This is a genomic window from Chelatococcus sp. KU-N122 (assembly GCF_055391085.1).
In genome coordinates this window covers 7,449,176-7,467,827 of record NZ_AP043981.1, presented here as the reverse complement: position 1 = coordinate 7,467,827, position 18,652 = coordinate 7,449,176, and the positions used below count along the sequence as shown (strand labels likewise).

Genomic DNA, 18,652 nt, shown 5'->3' with positions numbered 1-18,652 from the left:
GAGAGCGGCGCCTCAGGCCCACTCGCCCTTGCGGAACACCGGCACGCGGCGGCCGTCGGCATGGACGCCGTCGATGTCGATCTCGCCCGAGCCGATCATCCAGTCGATGTGGATCAGGCTCTTGTTGCCGCCCTGCGCCGCGATCTGATCCGGCGTCAGCTCGGCGCCGCCGACGAAGCACTTGGAGTAGCACTGGCCGAGCGCGATGTGGCAGGCCGCGTTCTCGTCGAACAGCGTGTTGAAGAACAGCAGCCCGCCTTTCGAGATCGGCGAGGAATGGGGCACCAGCGCCACCTCGCCGAGCCGCCGGGCGCCCTCGTCAGTATCGAGCACCTTGTTCAGCACCTCCTCGCCGCGGGCCGCCTTGGCCTCGACGATGCGGCCACCCTCGAAGCGCACGGCGATCTTGTCGATCAGCGTGCCCTGGTACGACAGCGGCTTGGTGCTGGCGACATGGCCCTCGATGCGGTGGGCGTGCGGCGTGGTGAAGACCTCTTCGGTCGGGATGTTGGGGTTGCAGGTGATGCCGTTCTTCGCCGTCGAGGCGCCGCCGTGCCATTCGTGGCCGTCGGCCAGGCCGACGGTCAGCTCGGTGCCCGGTCCGGAGAAGTGCAGGGCGCCGAAGCGCTGGCCGTTGAGCCAGGCGCTGCGCCGGGCGAGCGCGGCATTGTGCTCGGCCCAGGCCGTCACCGGATCGTCGCCGTCGACGCGCGAGGCCGAGAAGATGGCGTCGGCGAGCTTGGCCACCGCGACGTCCTCCGCCTCGCCCGGAAACACCTGCCTGGCCCAGGACGCGCCGGGGAAGGCGACGATGTTCCAGTTGATGTCGAAGCCGGCGATCTTCTCCAGCGCCGGCTGGTAGGCGACCGAATTGGCCTTGTTGGCCCGTGCGACCTTGGCCGGGTCCTCGCCGGCGAGCAGCATCGGGTTGTCGCCGACGACGGCTAGCCGCGCGGTATTGGCCGAGAAGGCCTTGGCGATGCCGTCGTAGAGCCAGCCGGCAGCGCGGTCGAAGCTCAGGTCCGGGGCGGCGCGGTAGCGCGCCAGGGTGACCTCCTCGTCGGAGAGGAGCGGCGTGACCAGGCCGGCGCCGGCCTTATAGGCGTGCGCGGCGATGCGCCGCACCAGGGGCAGCGCCGCCACTGGCGCCGTCAGGAACAGATCCTGGCCGGGCTCGAGCCGAAGGCCGACGCGGATGGCGACCTCGGCCAGCCGGTCGAGCTTCACCGGGTCGATCGCTGCGGGAAGGGGGCGCTGTATGGTCATGGGGCTTCGCCTGAACGCGTTGGAAAAGCGATTCATAACGCGCGGACGCGGCGATCGCCATGGCGCGCCCGATCTCCGTCCATACCAGCCCTGCGCGCCCACTACCGAACGATCAGATCGGAACGCTTCTACAGCAGAACGTAGCTCGGTAACTGGCTGTCCTCAGTATGACACCCAAATCGCTCATTCAGCACTCAACAATTTTCGATAATCTTCAGATCTTGAGCCATCAGAGCTGATCACGCCGACAACCGCTTCTCACGGTTGTCTTATGGATTGCACCTCGTGGGCGCCCCATTGCCGACGGATTAGATCGAGCGAATTGCGGAGTGCCGGCAACTGCGCTGCGTCCGTACCGGTCGCGGTCCAATAGAGCGTATGCGTGAAGAAGCGCGGCGGAAGGACACCCCCGTCTCGCCGGATGTGCACCGGGACGTCGTCGATGCCCGGCCCGAACAAGGGGGCGACCGGACCCGCGATCGGGTCGCCGAAGACGATGCCGAAGGCCGGATCGTAGAGGTTCGTCCAGCGGACGGCGGCGAAGAGCGCGGCATGGTGAGCCCGCCATAGCGCCGGCTCGGTCGTCCGGCGTGGGCGATAGAGGAACCCTCCGCCTACCTCGGTGACGGGTGGGCTGACGGGGAAACGTCGATCGCGGATGCCGTCGTTCAGTTCGGCCTGGTTCGGCGCCAGGAGAAATGCCGCGTCGGTGAGCGGGCTGCCGATCGTCACGAAGTCCGAGATCAGCCAGGGACCTTGCTCTCGGGGTCGGTCTTGCATGGCCGCGAATACCCCCTGTTGGGCCGTGCGAAAGCGGGCCAGCCTTTCGGCCGAGCCGTCCCCTGCTTGCGCGAGCGCGGCGGCGACGTCGGCACAGGCACCATACGCGCGATGGAGCCTATCTCCCTCGACCATCGTGCGTGCGGCTTCGCGCTCGGCCCAGAACAGCTTGAGCAGATCATAGGCTATGATGCTGCCGAGACTATGCCCCACGAGAACCAGGCGATCGTAGTCGTGGCTGTCGCTGAGGGTGCGCAGCAACGCCAGCCCCCGTTCGCGGATAGCCCGCCGTGCCGCGATATTCGGCGGCTTCGCGCGGACGTAGCGCGCCACGTCGCCGAACGTGCGCAGCGCCGCGCCGATCGAGAGGCCGTAGAGCGTCGTGATGAGCGTGAAGGCCGCATTGACCCAGCCGGGCACGGTGACCCGGGAGATGCCAGCCAGGCCGTGCCACAAGGCCAGGCCGGCGAACGCGATCGTCAGCGTCCACAGCACGATCCAGGACGCCACCACCTTGGGCGGGACCTGGTGGGGCCGGCGCCAGAGCAGGGCCATGAACCAGTCTCGCAACTGCTCAATGGTGTTGGCCGCGGTCAGATCCGCCCAATAGAGCTCATAGAAATCGGTGCGGGGACCTTCGTATGGGCCGGCCGCACCGTGTCCCGCACGGGTGGTGATGCGTGCAAGCTCGAAGGATCCGGTTCGAGGGTCGGGCTTCCACCAGATCGGATTTCCGTCTTCCGGCCGGTCATCCCAGCGACGCGCGTCGATATCGGGATTGCGCACCCACATCGTTTCGACGAAGCCGCGCAGAGTTTCCATGGGGGTCTGCTCGCCCATGCCGTGCACAAGCACCACCGCCTGTTTCATGCGTGCAGCTGGCAATGGCGGGGCCGCAGTCATGACGCGACAATAATCCGTCGACCCCAGGTTTCAGGAAGGCCGCGCGCCCGCCTGCGGCCATCAGCGACGATCGCCATTGTCCCCCCTGTCACGCGTCGGCCAGCAGGGCTGCGTCAGCACGGACCGAGGCAGCGGCGCGCGACGGCAGGACGCGTTACGTGCGCGGGAGCTTCGTGGCCTCATGCTCGGCACAGTTCTAATTGTGATTAAAGCTCTGGCGGCCTGCAAGCCTCAACCGCCGTCCGGCAATCCGTCAACTCCCCGCGGGGATGTAGAGGCAGATGGTGCCGGCCGATGGCATGCCGCCGAGGGAGCAGCGGTGGAAGCGTCCGTCGCCGGACGGCTTGATCCGGCGGTCGCTGGCCGGGATGGTTTCGCCCGACGCCTTGATGCGCCAGCCGCCGGGGACGACTTCGATGTCGTCGGAGCTGATCTGATAGCAATCGGTGCCCGAGCAGCACTCGTATCCGTAGGTCCAGCCGGACGGAGCCTCATGGGCTCGGGCTGGCAACACGGCGCTCAGCGCCAAGACCGCCATGATCAGGCGTCGCACCATGACAGTAACGTAGGGAGGAAGACAGCCCGAGCCTAGAGCGGTCGAGTGCAAAATCTGTGCAGCAGCTGTGCGCGCCCGCCCCTTGTCGGGTCAGCAGGGGGATCGGGCGGATCTCGGCGATCAACCGGGTCGCCCGAGTACTGCGATGCAACGGTTGAAATTGACGCTACGTCAGCAGCCGGCTGCGCGCGATGCGAGAGCGATGGCATCGCAACGGACGACGAGACTGCCTAATCAATGGGCAGGGCCCACGTCAAATGTTCGTGCGCGCCGGCGGCGCGCTCCCGGCTGCACCCGCCAAGTAACGTGACGGTCAAGCTTGATCCTGCCGTCCAGCTCACGCCTCACTCTCCTACGCGCGCCTGGTAGATCGCCAGATGCGTGTAAGCAGCGGCAAGCAGCGGCGTGGTAATGCCGGCGCGGCTGCCGCGGGCGAGAAGGTCGCCGACGATCTGGTCGGCCTCGATCGGGCTGCCATTCACGAGGTCGCGGTACATGGAGGAGGTGAGGGGCGAGCCCTTGGCGGTGAGCTGGGTACGCACCTGGGCCAGAAAGGCGTCGCTCGGGGCGACGCCGACGGCGCCGACGATGGCGACCACCTCGTCGATCAGGTGCTCGGCGAAGGCACGGCCGCCGGGCGCGGCCTCCACCTCGCCGACGGTGCCCCGCATCAGGCAGGTGATGGCCCCGAGCGAGGAGAGGAACACCCACTTCTCCCACATCTCGCGCTCGATCGCCGTCGACAGGCGGGCGTCGAAGCCGGCGCCCTGCATGAAGGTGTCGAGCGCCTGGAGGCGCGGCGAGAGGCTGCCGTCCATCTCGCCGTAGCTGACATCGTGAAAAGGTGCGAGGTGCAGGATGCGGCCCTGCGGATCGAGCGTCGAGGCGATGCGGGCGACGCCGCCGACCACCGCTCCGGCGCCGAAACGCTCCCTCAGCAGGTCGACGTGGCGCATGCCGTTCAGCACCGGCACGATCATCGTCTCCGGTCCGACCGCCGGTGCGAAGTCATCCAGAGCCGCTTCGAGCGCATAGGCCTTGACCGTCAGCAGCACCACGTCGAACGGCGCCTCGATCCCGTCGGCGAGCGCCAGCTTCGGCTTGAACGTGAGGTTGCCGCGCGGGCTGACGACCTCCAGCCCCTCCGTGGCGAGCCGCGCCGCCCGCTGCGGGCGGACCAGGAAGGTGACGTCGCGCCCGGCAGCGGCGAGCCGGCCACCAAAGTACCCACCGGTCGATCCGGCACCCACGACCAGCATGCGCATGGCGCTCTCCTTGGCGCGTTTCGTGTATCCACACTCTTACATGGCCGACGCGGGCCTTGAAAGCGCGCGGACGCGTCGTCGTCATTCTCAGACCGCGACCCTGGCTTTCCCTCCGGTCAGGCGTGCGCGCCAGGCCTCCGTCTCGACCATGCCGGCGATGACCTCGGCCATGACCTCGGCGACGGCTGCGGCGCCGCGCGGGTTCAGGGTCCGCTGCGAGACGACCACGGACAGCCGCCACGACGGTGTCGGCTCGACGATGGGGACGGCGACCATCAGCCCCCGTTCCAGTTCCTCGGTGAACGCGAAGTGCGGCATGATCGTCGCTAAGCCCGAACGGCACACCAGCTTGACGATGGCCGGCAGGCTGTCGCAGTCGAGCGCCGCGAGCTCCACGTCGCCACGGCGCACGGCGTACTGCTCGATCACCGTGCGCAGCACGTTGGGCCGTCCCGGCAGGGCCAGCCGCAGCTCGGCGAGACGGGCGAAGCCGATGGCCGGCAGATCGGCCAGAGGATGGGCCGGGGCGACGAACAGCATGAGGTCCTCGACCATCATCTCGGTCCAGGCCACGTGCGCGAACGCCTTGTGGTCGTAGAGCAATGCCACGTCGAGCCGGCCGGCCTGGATGTAATCGTCGAGATAACCGGTCATCGCCTCCACCAGGTGGAGCGTGATGTTGGGCTGGCGCGCGGCCAGCGCCTCGACCAACGGCAGCGACAGGCCTCGGCATGCCGACGTCGGCAGCCCCACCGAGACCCGTCCGGACGGGGTGAGAGACCCCGTGCGGATCAACTCCTTGGCGCGGTCCGCCTCGGCCAGGATGCGGCGGGCGTGGTCGTAGAGCTGCTGGCCGAGCTCGGTCGTGGTGACGCCGCGGGGGTGCCGGCGCAACAGGGCGACGCCAAGCTCCTCCTCCAGGTTCTTCATCTGCTGGCTGAGCGACGGCTGGGCGACGTGCAGCACCTCGGCGGCGTGTGACACGTTTCCGCTTTCGGCGACCTGCACGAAATATTTGAGCTGTCGCAGGTCCATGCCACGAAATCTTACAACGGGCGGCAACGAAGGGCATCGGCCGATGTCCGGCGGCGCTGCCTGGATTGTCGCCATCTGCCCAAGCTATCGCCAGACAAACCTTGAAAATCCTTTGAAAGACAACTGATGAGGCCGCAGCAGAGGCGGGCCACCTGTTGCCGTGCAGATTGGCATAGGATTCCCCTATGGTGCCATTGGAAATCCCTCTTTGCCAGCCGCGGCGATCCGGCCGAGCGTGACGTCGTTCGACGCCAGAACAGGCCTGCGTCGGGCAAGTATCCGCGAGACGACGTCGAGGCGCCGGAGCGTTTGGCCTGACCACCGGAAGGAGCTGCCATGGCGCGCCAAGTGATCGACCTCAGCCTGCTTATCGAGGACAACATGCCGGCCCACAAGCTGTTTCAGCGGCCGGTGATCACCACGCACATGAGCCACCAGAGCACCCAATCGCTCGGGCTCGGCGTGCCCGGCGATGCCATGACCTTCCAGACCAACTTCATCGCCATGCTCGACCACGTCGGCACCCACGTGGACGCCTACCGCCACGTCAATCCGGCGGGCGCGCCCGTGGACGAGATGCCGCTCGAGCTGTTCATGGGCAAGGCCGTGTGCTTCGACCTGCGCCACATCCCCGATCTCGGCGACATCGGCGTCGCCGACATGGAGGCGGCGGAGGACAAGGCCGGGGTCAAGGTCGACGGCCACATCGTGCTGCTGTGCACGGGCTTCCATGAGCGCAACTATCCGAGTCTCGACAGCGTCTGGAAGAACCCGCTGCTCACCGTGGAGGCCACCCGCTGGCTCCACGATCGCGGCTCCCGGATGCACGGTGTCGAAGGTCCCTCCACCGACAAGCCGACCGACAACATCTTTGCCCAGCACCGCCTCTGCCGCGAGCTCAAGATGAGCCATTGGGAATGGCTGGTGAACCTGGAGCAGCTCGTCGGCAAGGGCGAGTTCGAGTTCTTCGGCGTGCCGCTCAAGTTCAAGGGCGGCTCGGGCTCGCCGGTGCGCGCCTTCGCCATCCTCGACGCGTGAAGGGGTTCGCTCTGCGGATGGATGGCCGGGCTTGACTCCACCATCCATCGCCCGAAGAGAAGCTGCCATGTCCGCCGACTTCGATACCATGAGCGCGCACGAGCTGCGCCGGCTGGTTGCCACCAGAGCGGTCTCGCCGGTCGAGCTCACGCGGCGGGCGCTCGACAAGGCCGAGGCGACGCAGGCGAGCCTCAACGCCTTCTTCGTGCTGCTGCCGGACGAGGCCATGGCCGCCGCCCGCGTCGCCGAAGAGGCGGTGATGCGGGACGCGCCGCTCGGCCTGCTGCACGGCCTGCCGTTTTCCGCCAAGGACCTGATGGCGGTGAAGGGCGTGCGCTACGCCTCGGGTTCGCGCGCCATGGCTGACAACGTGGCGGCCGTCGATGCGCCCGCGGTGGAGCGCGCCAAGGCCGCCGGCGCCATCCTCATCGGCAAGACCACCACCAGCGAGTTCGGCTGCAAGCCGGTCGGCGACAGCCCGCTCACCGGCATCACCCGCCACCCCTGGAACCTCGCCAAGACGCCGGGCGGCTCCAGCGCCGGCGCTGCCGCGTCGGTCGCGGCCGGCATCACGCCCTTCGCGCTCGGCACCGACGGTGGCGGCTCGATCCGCATCCCTGCGTCGTTCACCGGCCTGGCGGGCCTCAAGGGCCAGTTCGGCCGCGTGCCGGTGTGGCCTACGTCGGCAACTCCGACGCTCGCCCATGTGGGCCCCATCGCCCGTTCCGTCGCCGACGCGGCTCTCCTGTTTGCGGCTATTGCCGGCCACGATCCGCGTGACCCGGCCGGCGTCGCCGGGCCCGTGCCGGACGTGCTCGGCGCGGCGCAGGCCTCGGCCGTCGGCCTGCGCGTCGCCTACAGCGCGACGCTCGGCTATGCCCGCCCTGATCCCGAGGTGGTGGCCATCACCCGCGCCGCGGCGCGCCGCTTCGAGGAGCTCGGCTGTGCGGTCGAGGAGGTCGAGGCGGTGTTCGACGCCGATCCGGCCGACCTGTGGACGGCGGAGTTCTATGCCGGCGTCGGCACCCGCCTGCGCGGCGTACTGGAGCACGAGCGGCATCTGCTCGATCCGGCCGTGGCCGACGTGCTCGAGCCCGCGCTGTCGCAGGAGATGAAGGGCTACTACGCCAGCGTCTTCGCCCGCTACGCCCTGCGCGACAAGGTGAGGGCCTTCTTCGCGCGCTACGACATCCTGCTTGCGCCGGTGCTGCCGGTGACGTCGCTCGATGTGGGCGTGAACATCCCGCCGCAGCTCGCCGACCGCAATCTGGTGTCCTGGGTGTTCTACACCTATCCGTTCAACCTCACCGGCCAGCCGGCCGCTTCCGTGTGCGCCGGGGTCGCCGCCGACGGCATGCCGGTCGGCTTGCAGATCGTGGGTCGCAGCCACCGCGAGGACGACGTCGTGCGCGCCGCCGCCGCCTTCGAGCGCACCCAGCCGCCGGGCTACAACGTGCGGGTGTTTGCAGTGTAGGAGGCGTCGAGCATCATGCCGCCGCGAGCCAGCCGTTTTTGCGCAGCGTCTCGTAGGCGATGCCGATCTGGCCGGGCGAGAAGCGCTTCTTGCGATCGTTCCAGGCATAGACTTTAGCGGTCGCGGCCTCGGCATCGGCCGCATGCTCGCGTGTGGCGACCCAATGGACGGTCGCGAGCAGCTCGAGTCCAAACGGCGTCTCGAACCCCTCTACCAGCTTGCCGACGCGATCGAAGCGGTCTCTCGCGGCCACATCCTCGGCCAGGAAGGTTTCGGCATCCTTGACGGCGCCAGGCACCAGCTCGAGCCGCTTGTCGGGGGCGTCACCGCCGTCATGATATCCCGACACGAGATGCCCCTCGATCTTCGTCAGGACGTGGCGCAAGTTATCCGCATAGGGGCCGTAGTGATGCCTGACGTAGTTCAAGCTGAGCGGCTCGCCCGCCTCCTGCATGAAGTACATGAGCTTTTGAAGCTCGATCAGGGTCACGAACGGATCCATCAGCCCGCCGAGATAGCGGTTCATCAGTACGACCACCGCAGCGCGGCCCGCTGTCATCCGCGGCACGTCACGCGACTTCGTCGCCATCGGAGCGCCAACGGGCTCGTAGACGACGACGTGGAGGTCGTCGATCCCGCTTAGGGCCGCCTCGATGCGGGGGCGCACGTCGGCCCAGTTCAGGCCGCCCAAGCCGCTGCCGAGCGGAGGGATGGCGATGGAGCGGATGCCACGGGTGCGGATTTCCGCCACCAGCGCCCTCAGGCCGGATTCGATATCCTCCATCCGGCTCTTCCCCTTCCAGTGGCGTTTGGTCGGGAAGTTGATGACGAACTTGGGGTTGATGAGCGTGTGCGTCTCGAACACGAACATCTGGCCCGGACGTACCTCGTCACGCTTGCAAGCCGCCTCGTACGCCTTGAAGTTTCCGGGGAACTCGTTCTTGAACTGAAGGGCGATGCCCCGGCCCATGATGCCGACGCAATTCACCGTGTTGACCAGCGCTTCCGCGTCCGCCTTCAGGATGTCTCCGGTCGCGAATTCGATCACCGCCATTTCCCCTTCAGTAATACCACTCGCGTTTGATCTCGACCTTCGGCCGGTATGCAGCGCCCCGCATGGCGTCTGCCACCTTCGCCGCCGTGCCTCGGGAATACACGCCGACGCCCTCGATCAAGCTCCAAGGCAACGACCGCTGGACGAGAAACTCCGCCTGCTTAGCCTCCTTCACATCCGCTGGACGGAAATCGGTTGCTGCCACGGCATTCCAGTCGATATCGCCCAGTTGATCCAACCGAGCCCGGAACTGGGCATAGGCAGCTCCCGCATTCGACAGCGAGAATGCCCAGCGCCGCTCGTTGACCTCTGCCCATCGGACAACCTGATGCAGGTCGGCCGCCAGATGCACAATCGGTTGCTGACCGCCCCGATAGGCCAGTTCGGCGTGGTCCGCACAATGGATAACATACAGCATGATTGATCGAGAACAAAAATAGAACGGAACGCAGTCGCCCACCATCAGGCCGTCGTGGCAGGAGACGGGCAGGCGAAGCCGCCGCTGCTTGATCTTCGTCATGCCGATGACGATGCCACCCTGGCGTTGAACCATCGCCGCATCGGACCATAGGCAACCCGCCGCAATAATCGAGGCAAGGTTGTCGACGTGGACGATATGGTAGATCTTCGGCGCGGCGGGCACGGTCATACAGCGACTTTCTCATGCCCATCCTGCTGCCGCGACAGGTGCGCTGGCGTTTTGCAGTCGCGAGCCCGAATCGCGTGGCGTTCGACCGTGCCATTAAGTCAAAAAGGTCGGCTTTCAACAACGCTGGAAAGGGGCGGACTGCGAGCATTGGCGCCGGACCCGCACGGCGGCGAGCAGCACTCCGCGCAGAAGCAGTCGTTGGGTGCAGGACCAGGACGCCCTATCGCCTAAGCCGTCGTCGCCCCTCGGATCAGCTGGAGCATGGCCGATCTGAACGCTACCGGATCGCCTCCCGCCTCGATGGCCATGGCGGCGCGATCGAACGCCGCCGACAGCAGCACGGCCAGGGCCTGGAGCGGCAAGGCGGTGGCGCCCGACTCGGCCGCGGCAGCCGCCAGACCCTCGCGCAGGGTCCGCGCGGCGTTGGCGCTGTCCAGATCGTCGATCTCGGCGGCGCCGAGCACCGCCGGGCCGTCGATGAGCAGCAGGCGCGTCCGGCCGGGCACGGTCATGGCGTCGAGGTAGGCCTCGCTGCCGGCCAGCATGGCGGCGCCCGCCGACGAGGCGGCCGCGGCGGCCTCGATGGCGTCGGCGACGGCCTGGGCCTCGTGGTCGACCACGGCGCGGAACAGATCCCGCTTGTCCTGGAAGTGATGGTAGAGCGCGCCGCGCGTGACGCTGGCGGCGGCGGCGATCTCCGGCGTCGACGTCTCGGCATAGCCCTTCTCGACGAAGAGCGAGCGAGCCGCCGTGGTGAGCGCCGCGCGCGTGGCGTCGCTGCGCTCACGGTTGGGCCGCGGTCGTCGGGCTTCTTGCATACATTCAGCCTGTATGTTTGATTGATTCATACATGCAGCCTGTATGCTGAATCGAGGAGGAGCGCCATGAAAATCACCAGCTACTACCCCGTCGTCATGACGAGCGATGTGGCCGGCACGGCCGGCTTCTACGGGGCGCATTTCGGCTTCGTGCCCCTGTTCACCAGCGACTGGTACGTCCATCTCCAGGCGCGGGACGACGCCAGCGTCAATCTTGCCATCCTCGACGGCGCTCACGAGACCGTTCCGGAACAGGCCCGCGGCCGGGTGACAGGGCTCATCCTCAACTTCGAGGTCGAGGATCCGGACGCCGTCTACCACGAGCTGCGGGCGGCGGGGCTTCCCATTCTCGTCCCCCTGCGCGACGAGCCGTTCGGCCAGCGCCACTTCATCACGGCGGATCCGAACGGCGTCCTCATCGACGTGATCAAGCCGATTCCGCCCAGTGCGGAGTTCGCGGCGCAGTACGAGGCGTCCGCCCTGCAGGCGGACGTGGTGGCCGGGTGATGCCGCTGCCGATCGCCCGGCCGAAGCACCTCACGCTGCATCCCGTTGCACGTCCTGCCTTTCGCGCTGGTCGCGCTCGAGGAAGAAGCTCAGGAACGTGCGGATGACGGCGATCGCGGCGAGCTGTCCGATGTCGTCCCAATCCGGCGCTGTGGACGTGGCGATGATATCGGCTGCGAGCTGGAAGGTGAGGCCGGCGACCAGCCAGCGGGAATAGCGCAGCCACACCGCACGCGCCGCGTCCGGCCGCTCGGGCCGGGTGAGCATGACGCGAAGGCCGCTGGCGAAGGCCTCGATCGTTCCGCCGGCGATCACGACCAGAGCCATGAGCTCGATCACCGGCACGACCAGCCCGGCGAGGACTGTCGGCCATTCATGCAGCATCACGGGCGTCCGAGTGCATCGGCCGGCCGCCGGATGCAGCGGAAGCCGAGGTGGGAGATGGAGGTATCGACGGGCTGCGCCATGCGCGCCGCGGGCCGGTAGCGCCGGCAGTAGTTCGGCGCACACAGGTGCGAGCCGCCCTTCGTCACCTTGCGCGGGATCGCCAGCTCGGGCCGCTCCGGATCGGCGCTGGCCTCGCGCGCCGCTCCGCGCGGATTGGCCGCCGTGCAGCACGGGCTGTCGATCTTGCCGTGCTGTTGATACCAGTCGGCCGTCCACTGCCAGACGTTGCCGGCCATGTCGTAGAGGCCATAGCCGTTGGGCGGAAAGGACCCGACGGGTGCGGTGTATTCGTAGCCGTCGTCCATGGTGTTCCTGAGCGGGAACTCCCCTTGCCAGGTGTTGGCCATATGGCGGCCGCCCGGCGTGAGCTCATCGCCCCAGACGTATTCGGCGCCGTCCAGGCCGCCGCGGGCGGCGAACTCCCATTCGGCCTCGGTCGGCAGCTCCTTGCCGGCCCATGTCGCGTAGGCCTCGACATCCTCGTACGCCACATGCACGACCGGATGGTCCATCAGCTTGCGGATCGAGCTGGCCGGCCCGCGCGGATGGCGCCAATTGGCGCCGCGCACATAAACCCACCAATTGTAGTGGTTGCGCATGTCGACCGGCGCCGATGGCTTCCTGAACATGACTGAGGAGGGCGCCAGCATCTCCGGCCGGGCGCCGGGATAGTGCTCGGGATCGGCGGGCCGCTCCGCCAGCGTGAGATAGCCGGTTTCGTCCACGAAGCGCGCGAAGTCCCGGTTGGTGACGACGAAGCTGTCGATCCAGAAGCCGTCGACGCGCACGCGATGGGCGGGCGCCTCCTCGGGATAGTGATGGTCCGACCCCATCAGGAACGTCCCACCGTCGATCCAGACCATCCTGAGCGGGGTCGCGGCGCCGCGCTGCCGTTCGGCGCGGGCAAGAGCGGTGCTGTCGTCAGCGGACATCGTTCTCAGCCGGGGCAAATGCGGCGCGCTCGCGCCGCCAACGTACATAGGGAATGGCCACGAGCGTGCCGACGACAAGATGGTACAGCACGACGGCCGTCGCCGCCCTCTCACCGGGGAAGTTGATGCTGGCGATCGCGATGGCGATGCCTGGATGACGCGTGCCGGTTGCGAGCGCCAGCACGGCGCGATCGCGCGCATCGGGGCCGCCGAGCAGGTGGCCGACAAGGAGGCCGATCAGGGTGAAGGCGACCAGCACGATCGCCACGCCGTTGCCCACCAGCGCCCACACGGCCGGCCAGGCCGTGACGAGCGCCGGTAGGCAACCGGCAACGAGCAGTCCCGTCGCGACGGCGGATACGGGGCGGGCGATCCGCATCGCCGTGCCGGGCGCGAAGCGGCGGACCGCGATGCCGAGCGTGAGCGGCGCAATGATCGACAACAGCACGATCGAGGCGACCTTGCCGGGCGGGATGCTCGCCTGGAGACCGAAGGCTCTGCCGACGACACCGACGGCGAGCGGCGCCAGAACGATCGCGATGACGGAGGCGGCCACGAGCAGGCCGATGGCATAGGACGCCGAGCCGCCCGCCTTCTGCTGCTTGGTGGGCAGGATGGGCGGCACCGGCGAAATGGCGAGCGCCAGCAGCGCGATCTTGACCACGGGGGCAGATCGAAGAGCCCGGCGATCGCTGCGGCGACCGCGACCATGATCACGTTCATGGCGAGGATCGAGCGCAGCAGGACCGCAGGGCGGCGGAAGAGAGAGAGCGCGTCCTGCCGTTCGGCATCGAGACCGAGCGCGAAGACGAGAAGGATGACGCTGACGTTGATCGTCAGCGGGATCAGCTGCGCGAGCGTCATGACTCTCCCGTCGATCGGGTAGATCGGCATGGGCCGACGTGGGCGGTTCCCGCTTCGAGGAGGCCCACGCCGGCCTGGATGGATCGATTGTGGCCGCGAGCGGCGTCGCTGCAAACCTCGCCCCGCCTGGCGCGAACTGAAGCGCCGCGCCAGGCGGGTGAGGGCGGGCGCTCGGGGAGGTGCACGAGGCCCGTCCCCGCGGCCGTTCCCTCACCCCGCCCTCCTCGCGAGCGGGGTGAGAGCGCGCCGCGGCAACGTCGATGCCGACCGATCGAGGTCCCTGTGTAGTGCTGCTAGTTGTTGGAGGTCCGGCTGGTCTCGAGCCGATCCATGGCCGCCTCCAGCGCCTTGTGGAGGCTGAGCGTGTCGGCGCCCTGGCGCGGCGGATAGGCCTGCAGGCTCTGCAAGTGCTCCGCGACGAACGGCGTTGCCGCGGTGGGCGCCCACATCTTCTTGGCGAAGAACTTGCGGCCGATATAGCCCCACTCGTGCGACTCGATATCCATCTTCTCCAGTGGATCCATCAGCAGATTAAAGAGAACGGGTATGCTGGGATAATATTTTTCGTTGACCCAGCTGCCTTCCTTCTTGATGCCGATATGCATCTTCCAGCCGTCGACGCGGACGGCCATCAGATCGGTTTCATCGTAGTAGAAGAACGACCGGCGCGCCGACTTCGCCGATTGCCCGGTCCAGTGGGCCAGATTGTCGTAACCGTCGAGATGGACCCTATAGGTCGTGCCGTTCATTTCGTGGCCCTTGAGGAGATCGGCCTTCAGGCTCGGCAGGCCGGCTGCGGCCGCGAGCGTGACGAACAGGTCCTCGTGGGACTGGATGCCGTTCGACGTCGAGTGGGCGGGGATCCGCGCCGGCCACCGCACCAGGCAGGGAACGCGCAGGCCGCCCTCCCAGCTCGTGCCCTTCTCGCCGCGGAACGGGGCGTAGCCGCCGTCGGGCCAGAACATCAGCTCGTTGCCGTTGTCCGTGGTGTAGACGACGATGGTGTTGTCATCGACGCCAAGCTGCTTGAGCTTGTCGAGCAGGGCGCCGACGTGCTCGTCGTGCTCCAGCATCTTGGCGCGCGCCACGTCCTCCTCGGCGCGCCCTTCGTCGACCGCCATCTGGATGTACTTCTGCGGCGCATGGGACCAGATGTGAATGGCCGTGCTGTTGAACCAGCAGAAGAACGGCTTATCGGTCGTGCCGGCGCGGTCGAGGAAGTCGAGCGTCTTCTCCAGCACCTCGCCGTCGAAGGTCTCCATGCGCTTGCGGGTCAGCTTGCCCGTATTCTCGATCTTCTGCTTGCCGACGCGGCCGAAGGTGGGATCCTCTGTCTGATCGTCGACGTCCGTCGCCCAGGCATGCAGCACGCCGCGCGGGCCGTACTTTTTCAGGTATTCCGGGTTCTTCTGTCCGGGATAGTCGAGCTGCTCGGGCTCCTCTTCCGCATTCAGATGGTAGAGGTTGCCGAACCACTCGTCGAAGCCGTGGACGGTGGGCAGGAATTCGTTGCGGTCTCCGAGGTGGTTCTTGCCGAACTGCCCGGTCGTGTAGCCCTGCGACTTCAGCACCTCGGCAAGCGTCGGATCCTCCTTCTGAATGCCGCGCTTCGAGCCGGGAATGCCGATGGTGGTCATGCCGGTGCGCAGCGGGATCTGGCCGGTGATGAACGCCGCACGGCCCGCCGTGCAGCTGGCCTGGCCATAGTGGTCGGTGAAGAGAATGCCCTCCTGGCCGATGCGGTCGATGTTGGGCGTCCTGCCCATCATGCCATGGGTGTAGACACCGAGATTCCACATGCCGATGTCGTCGCCGAAGATCACCAGGATATTCGGCTTGTCCGTCTTCGCCATCTTCCCCTCCTTGACGTTGTGGGATCGCTGGATGTTGCTGTTGGGCGGCGCGGCTCAGAGCGAGCGCGTGAGCACCGCGAAGAACGCGAACAGGCCGATGAAGATCAGCGCGATCGACACGGCGTAGAGCGGCGTCTGCATGGGCGCGTCGTCCATGCCGGCGAGCGTCGTGAAGCTGCCGCCCCGGAGGTAGTTGATCACCTGACGGTACTGCCAGACCGAGATCAGCAGCGCCGCAACGCCCGCCGCAATCAGCGCGAGCCCCAGATAGCGGGGAGCCTGCGGTCCGAGCGCCGGAGCGACGCCTGCCATGCCGCCGAGCCGCTCGAAAAACTGCACGATGGTGAAGCCGAAGCCGATCAGCGACACGGAGGTGCGCACCCACGACATCAGCGTCCGCTCGAGACTGAGGCGCGTGCGCAGCCACGAGAAATGGCTGTCTGCGGTAGCTTTGACCGCGAATCTGCTGTCGACGCCGTCGATCTGTTCCATTGCCATCGGCGCACCCGTCATTGAGCATCTGGCCAATATTGTCGGGAACGAACTCCCGGCGGATCCTCGGGCCTCTCAGCGGTGGCACGTGGCGGACGCAGCCGACCGGTCGCACGAGCTGTACGTTCAGGTGGCGGCGCCAGCATATCGACACGGCAGATGGCCGCCGCCCGAGGGCAGGAAGGCGTTGGCCGGATTCTGCTAAAATGTGGCGGGCTTGCGAACGTGACTGTAAGGAAGGGACCGACTCGGACTCTGAAGCCTGGGCGCTTGGTACCGCTCCCAAGGTGCTGGCGAAGAGAAGCGGCGGCCAACTTGGAGGAGCGCATTGACAACGACCGCGACCGCGCTGCTTCGCCGCTTTCCGGCCATCCGCACGCGCAGCCCGGAAGAGCTCGGGCAGTGGCTGGCGCCCGTTTTCTCTGTGCGGGGCCTCGATATGCCGGATGGCGGAAGGGCGTTCGACAGCGTGCTGAACCACTGCGAGCTGCCGTCCTTCGGCCTGACCTATGCTCGCTACGGCGCTCCGTTCACGGCCCGCCTGTCGCAGAACGACTACTTTGTTCACGGCTTTCCGTTGTCGGGCTCGGGCGAAATCCGATGGAACGGACGCGCCGCCGTCGTCGACCGGGCGGTGGGCGGCGTCGTGGGGGGGCCCGGTGCAGAGGCGAAGCTCTCCTATGACGAGAGCTTTTCGCATCTGATGGTCAAGTTCTCGCCTGCGGCGCTCACGCGGAAGCTGTCGGCCCTCATCGGCCAGCCCATCGATCCGCCGCTGCGGTTCACCGGCGGCCCGGCCAGCGACCCCACCTATCTCGCCGGCCAATTCCGCTTGATCAGATTTCTGACCGAGGAGCTCGATCAGAGCGATGGCCCGCTGCCGCCGATCGCGCTCGCCGAGATCGAGCAGAGCGTCATCGTCGCCTACCTGATGGCGAACGGGCACAACTACAGTCACTGGCTGTCGGGAACCCCGCGCGCTGCGGCGCCTTGGCAGATACGCCTCGCCGCCGACTACATCGAGCAGCATTGGGATCAGCCGATCACGATCGAGGATCTCACCCGCGTGACAGCGACGAGCGCCAGGAGCTTGTTTCACCTGTTCAGGCGGACCTACAGCGTCTCGCCGATGGTGTTCGTGCGACGGATCCGTCTGCGACGGGCGAGGCTGATGTTGAGCAACCCGACGTCGGAAACGAGCGTGACGACGGTCGGCTTCCTATGCGGCTTCAGCAACATGGGCAACTTTGCCAAGATATATTATGACGCGTTCGGAGAGCGCCCGTCCGAAACCCTCAAGAGCCATCGCTAGAGCATTTCGCCATCGGGTGGACACTACCCAATCGCAAGAGCAGCGCTCCAGATCCAAAGGGATGGAGCATTTCTCCGCCATCGGAGGATGCTCATCCAATTGCGGAAGACTTTAGAGTGGTGGGTCCGAAGTTCCTGCCCGCCCATGACATCGATGTTCAGGATCTTCAGATCGATCGAACCACACTCGAAGCATAGAGTTGCTGGTGTGGCTTGGGTATTCGAAATTCGCTCCTAGAACGTCGAGAGCCCCGACGGCGCGAAGCCGTCGGGGCCGACCTATCGGCGCAATCAGCGCTGGGCTCAGGCGGCTGCCTGTTCGTCAACGAAACCGAGCGCCACCGCCCGCGCGGCCAGACGCGCCCGGAGCGTCTGCGGTAGCTGACGCGCGGACTTGATCCGCGGCACCTCCAGCTCCGCGATATGCGCCTCGCGGTCGCCGAACAGGGCCTCGTATTCGGCGTAGTTGTCGAACCGCCGCCGCGTGACGTTGTCGACGAACGTTTCCGCCGCGGCACCTTCGGCCAGCACCAGCGCGTGGTCTTCGAGCTCGATGTGGTAATAGGTGAAGGCTGCCTCGGGCTTCGCTACCCGCGTGATGCTGGTGCCGTTGACCAGCGCGCTGGCCTGGATCAGCAGGCCGTCGACGACCATGGCGTGGTCCGGCGAAACGTAGAGGTCGCGGGCCGGCGTGGCCTCGCCGAGGGCGCCTGCGCTGATGCGAATGGGGTAGCTGCGCAGCGGCTCGGCGAAGATGGCGGCCATCGTCTGGCGGCCGATCCACAGCACCGGACGGGCTTCGCCGGCGGCGGTCAGCACCTCGTCGCCGGGGACGAGGTCTTCGACCCGGCGGTCGCCCATCGGCGTGGCGATCAGCGTGCCGGCGAGGAAGCAGACGGCGAACGATCCGCCCGGATCGACCACCACGGGGTCCGTCGGCGCGTCGTCGAAGGAGACGTAGTAGTATTGGCCGTCCTGGGCGCCACCCTGGATCTGGATGACGAAGCCTGCTCCCGAGGTGCCGACGAAGATGGAGGAGATGGTCGCCGGGCCGGCGGTTCCCGTAATCGTTTCGCCGAGCGAGAAAGAATCGTCAGACGTCCCGTCGGAGTAGCTGACCGGCGAGGTTGATGGGAAGAAACCTGGAGTAAATGTGCCGTCACCGTTAGGCGTGCATTGCACCTGGTAGTTGGAGACGAAAGTTGCCATTCCTGCTCTCCTGCGATCTAGACTGTCTTCTGTGCCAGAGAAGCCTAGAGCGACGTCGAGCATCCCCCACAACGCCGTCGCCAAGCCCCTAGTGCGAGCGTTACCGCGGCGCAACGAACGGAACTATCCGAATAGCGCAGGATTTGGCTTGATTCTGCTAATTAGTACCTATTTTTTGGTATATCGATCCTTGTGTTGG

General features: G+C 66.9%; 18 protein-coding genes. 4 read left to right on the top strand and 14 right to left on the bottom strand.

Annotation, left to right across the window (positions count from 1 at the left end; genetic code table 11):
- Positions 1-12: 12 nt before the first annotated feature.
- The 5 genes from ACZ5PO_RS33705 to ACZ5PO_RS33685 all read right to left on the bottom strand — a co-directional run bounded on the left by ACZ5PO_RS33705 (position 13) and on the right by ACZ5PO_RS33685 (position 5,805).
- On the bottom strand, positions 13-1,266 hold the full coding sequence (locus ACZ5PO_RS33705) for an aminopeptidase (protein ID WP_464187058.1): 1,254 nt from the start codon (positions 1,264-1,266) through the stop codon (positions 13-15).
- A 258-nt stretch (positions 1,267-1,524) separates the two neighbouring features.
- Entirely contained in the window at positions 1,525-2,916 is a 1,392-nt protein-coding gene (locus tag ACZ5PO_RS33700; protein ID WP_464187057.1) for a hypothetical protein, read from the bottom strand.
- Between the two features lie 286 nt (positions 2,917-3,202).
- A complete protein-coding gene (locus ACZ5PO_RS33695) occupies positions 3,203-3,505 on the bottom strand; it encodes a hypothetical protein (protein WP_464187056.1) in 303 nt (100 codons plus the stop codon).
- Between the two features lie 344 nt (positions 3,506-3,849).
- Positions 3,850-4,770, bottom strand: a complete 921-nt coding sequence (gene panE, locus ACZ5PO_RS33690) for a 2-dehydropantoate 2-reductase (RefSeq protein WP_464187055.1) — start codon at positions 4,768-4,770, stop codon at positions 3,850-3,852.
- 87 nt (positions 4,771-4,857) lie between these two features.
- Positions 4,858-5,805: a LysR family transcriptional regulator gene (locus ACZ5PO_RS33685; RefSeq protein WP_464187054.1), complete on the bottom strand. Its 948-nt coding sequence runs from the start codon at positions 5,803-5,805 to the stop codon at positions 4,858-4,860.
- Between the two features lie 336 nt (positions 5,806-6,141).
- Here ACZ5PO_RS33685 and ACZ5PO_RS33680 point away from each other — a divergent pair, with 336 nt between their 5' ends.
- Positions 6,142-6,843, top strand: a complete 702-nt coding sequence (locus ACZ5PO_RS33680; RefSeq protein ID WP_464187053.1) for a cyclase family protein — start codon at positions 6,142-6,144, stop codon at positions 6,841-6,843.
- 67 nt (positions 6,844-6,910) lie between these two features.
- Positions 6,911-8,317, top strand: coding sequence for an amidase family protein (locus ACZ5PO_RS33675; RefSeq protein ID WP_464187052.1), 1,407 nt, complete (start codon positions 6,911-6,913; stop codon positions 8,315-8,317).
- Between the two features lie 13 nt (positions 8,318-8,330).
- Here ACZ5PO_RS33675 and darG read toward each other — a convergent pair whose 3' ends face one another.
- From darG to ACZ5PO_RS33660, 3 genes are all read right to left on the bottom strand, one after another.
- Positions 8,331-9,371 carry a type II toxin-antitoxin system antitoxin DNA ADP-ribosyl glycohydrolase DarG gene (gene darG, locus ACZ5PO_RS33670; RefSeq protein ID WP_464187051.1) on the bottom strand — a complete coding sequence of 347 codons (1,041 nt, stop codon included), beginning with the start codon at positions 9,369-9,371 and terminating at the stop codon, positions 8,331-8,333.
- A 7-nt stretch (positions 9,372-9,378) separates the two neighbouring features.
- Positions 9,379-10,020: a type II toxin-antitoxin system toxin DNA ADP-ribosyl transferase DarT gene (gene darT, locus ACZ5PO_RS33665; protein WP_464187050.1), complete on the bottom strand. Its 642-nt coding sequence runs from the start codon at positions 10,018-10,020 to the stop codon at positions 9,379-9,381.
- A 227-nt stretch (positions 10,021-10,247) separates the two neighbouring features.
- Entirely contained in the window at positions 10,248-10,838 is a 591-nt protein-coding gene (locus tag ACZ5PO_RS33660; RefSeq protein ID WP_464187049.1) for a TetR/AcrR family transcriptional regulator, read from the bottom strand.
- A gap of 66 nt (positions 10,839-10,904) precedes the next feature.
- Between ACZ5PO_RS33660 and ACZ5PO_RS33655 the strand changes: the two genes are divergently transcribed.
- Positions 10,905-11,345, top strand: a complete 441-nt coding sequence (locus ACZ5PO_RS33655) for a VOC family protein (protein WP_464187048.1) — start codon at positions 10,905-10,907, stop codon at positions 11,343-11,345.
- A gap of 30 nt (positions 11,346-11,375) precedes the next feature.
- Here the strand turns inward: ACZ5PO_RS33655 and ACZ5PO_RS33650 are convergent, their stop codons facing one another.
- The 5 genes from ACZ5PO_RS33650 to ACZ5PO_RS33630 all read right to left on the bottom strand — a co-directional run bounded on the left by ACZ5PO_RS33650 (position 11,376) and on the right by ACZ5PO_RS33630 (position 15,939).
- Entirely contained in the window at positions 11,376-11,729 is a 354-nt protein-coding gene (locus tag ACZ5PO_RS33650; RefSeq protein WP_464187047.1) for a DUF1622 domain-containing protein, read from the bottom strand.
- Positions 11,729-12,655, bottom strand: coding sequence for a formylglycine-generating enzyme family protein (locus tag ACZ5PO_RS33645; protein WP_464197140.1), 927 nt, complete (start codon positions 12,653-12,655; stop codon positions 11,729-11,731). Before ACZ5PO_RS33645 ends, ACZ5PO_RS33650 begins: the two co-directional genes overlap by 1 nt.
- A 58-nt stretch (positions 12,656-12,713) precedes the next feature.
- Positions 12,714-13,388 (bottom strand): Na+-dependent transporter, encoded by a 675-nt coding sequence (locus tag ACZ5PO_RS33640; RefSeq protein WP_464187046.1) that lies wholly within the window; start codon positions 13,386-13,388, stop codon positions 12,714-12,716.
- A 493-nt stretch (positions 13,389-13,881) separates the two neighbouring features.
- Positions 13,882-15,441, bottom strand: a complete 1,560-nt coding sequence (locus tag ACZ5PO_RS33635; RefSeq protein ID WP_464187045.1) for an arylsulfatase — start codon at positions 15,439-15,441, stop codon at positions 13,882-13,884.
- A 54-nt stretch (positions 15,442-15,495) separates the two neighbouring features.
- Positions 15,496-15,939, bottom strand: coding sequence for a YidH family protein (locus ACZ5PO_RS33630; RefSeq protein ID WP_464187044.1), 444 nt, complete (start codon positions 15,937-15,939; stop codon positions 15,496-15,498).
- Between the two features lie 322 nt (positions 15,940-16,261).
- Here ACZ5PO_RS33630 and ACZ5PO_RS33625 point away from each other — a divergent pair, with 322 nt between their 5' ends.
- Entirely contained in the window at positions 16,262-17,245 is a 984-nt protein-coding gene (locus ACZ5PO_RS33625; protein ID WP_464187042.1) for an AraC family transcriptional regulator, read from the top strand.
- A gap of 302 nt (positions 17,246-17,547) precedes the next feature.
- Here ACZ5PO_RS33625 and ACZ5PO_RS33620 read toward each other — a convergent pair whose 3' ends face one another.
- Positions 17,548-18,453, bottom strand: coding sequence for a Hint domain-containing protein (locus ACZ5PO_RS33620; RefSeq protein WP_464187041.1), 906 nt, complete (start codon positions 18,451-18,453; stop codon positions 17,548-17,550).
- Positions 18,454-18,652: the final 199 nt, after the last annotated feature.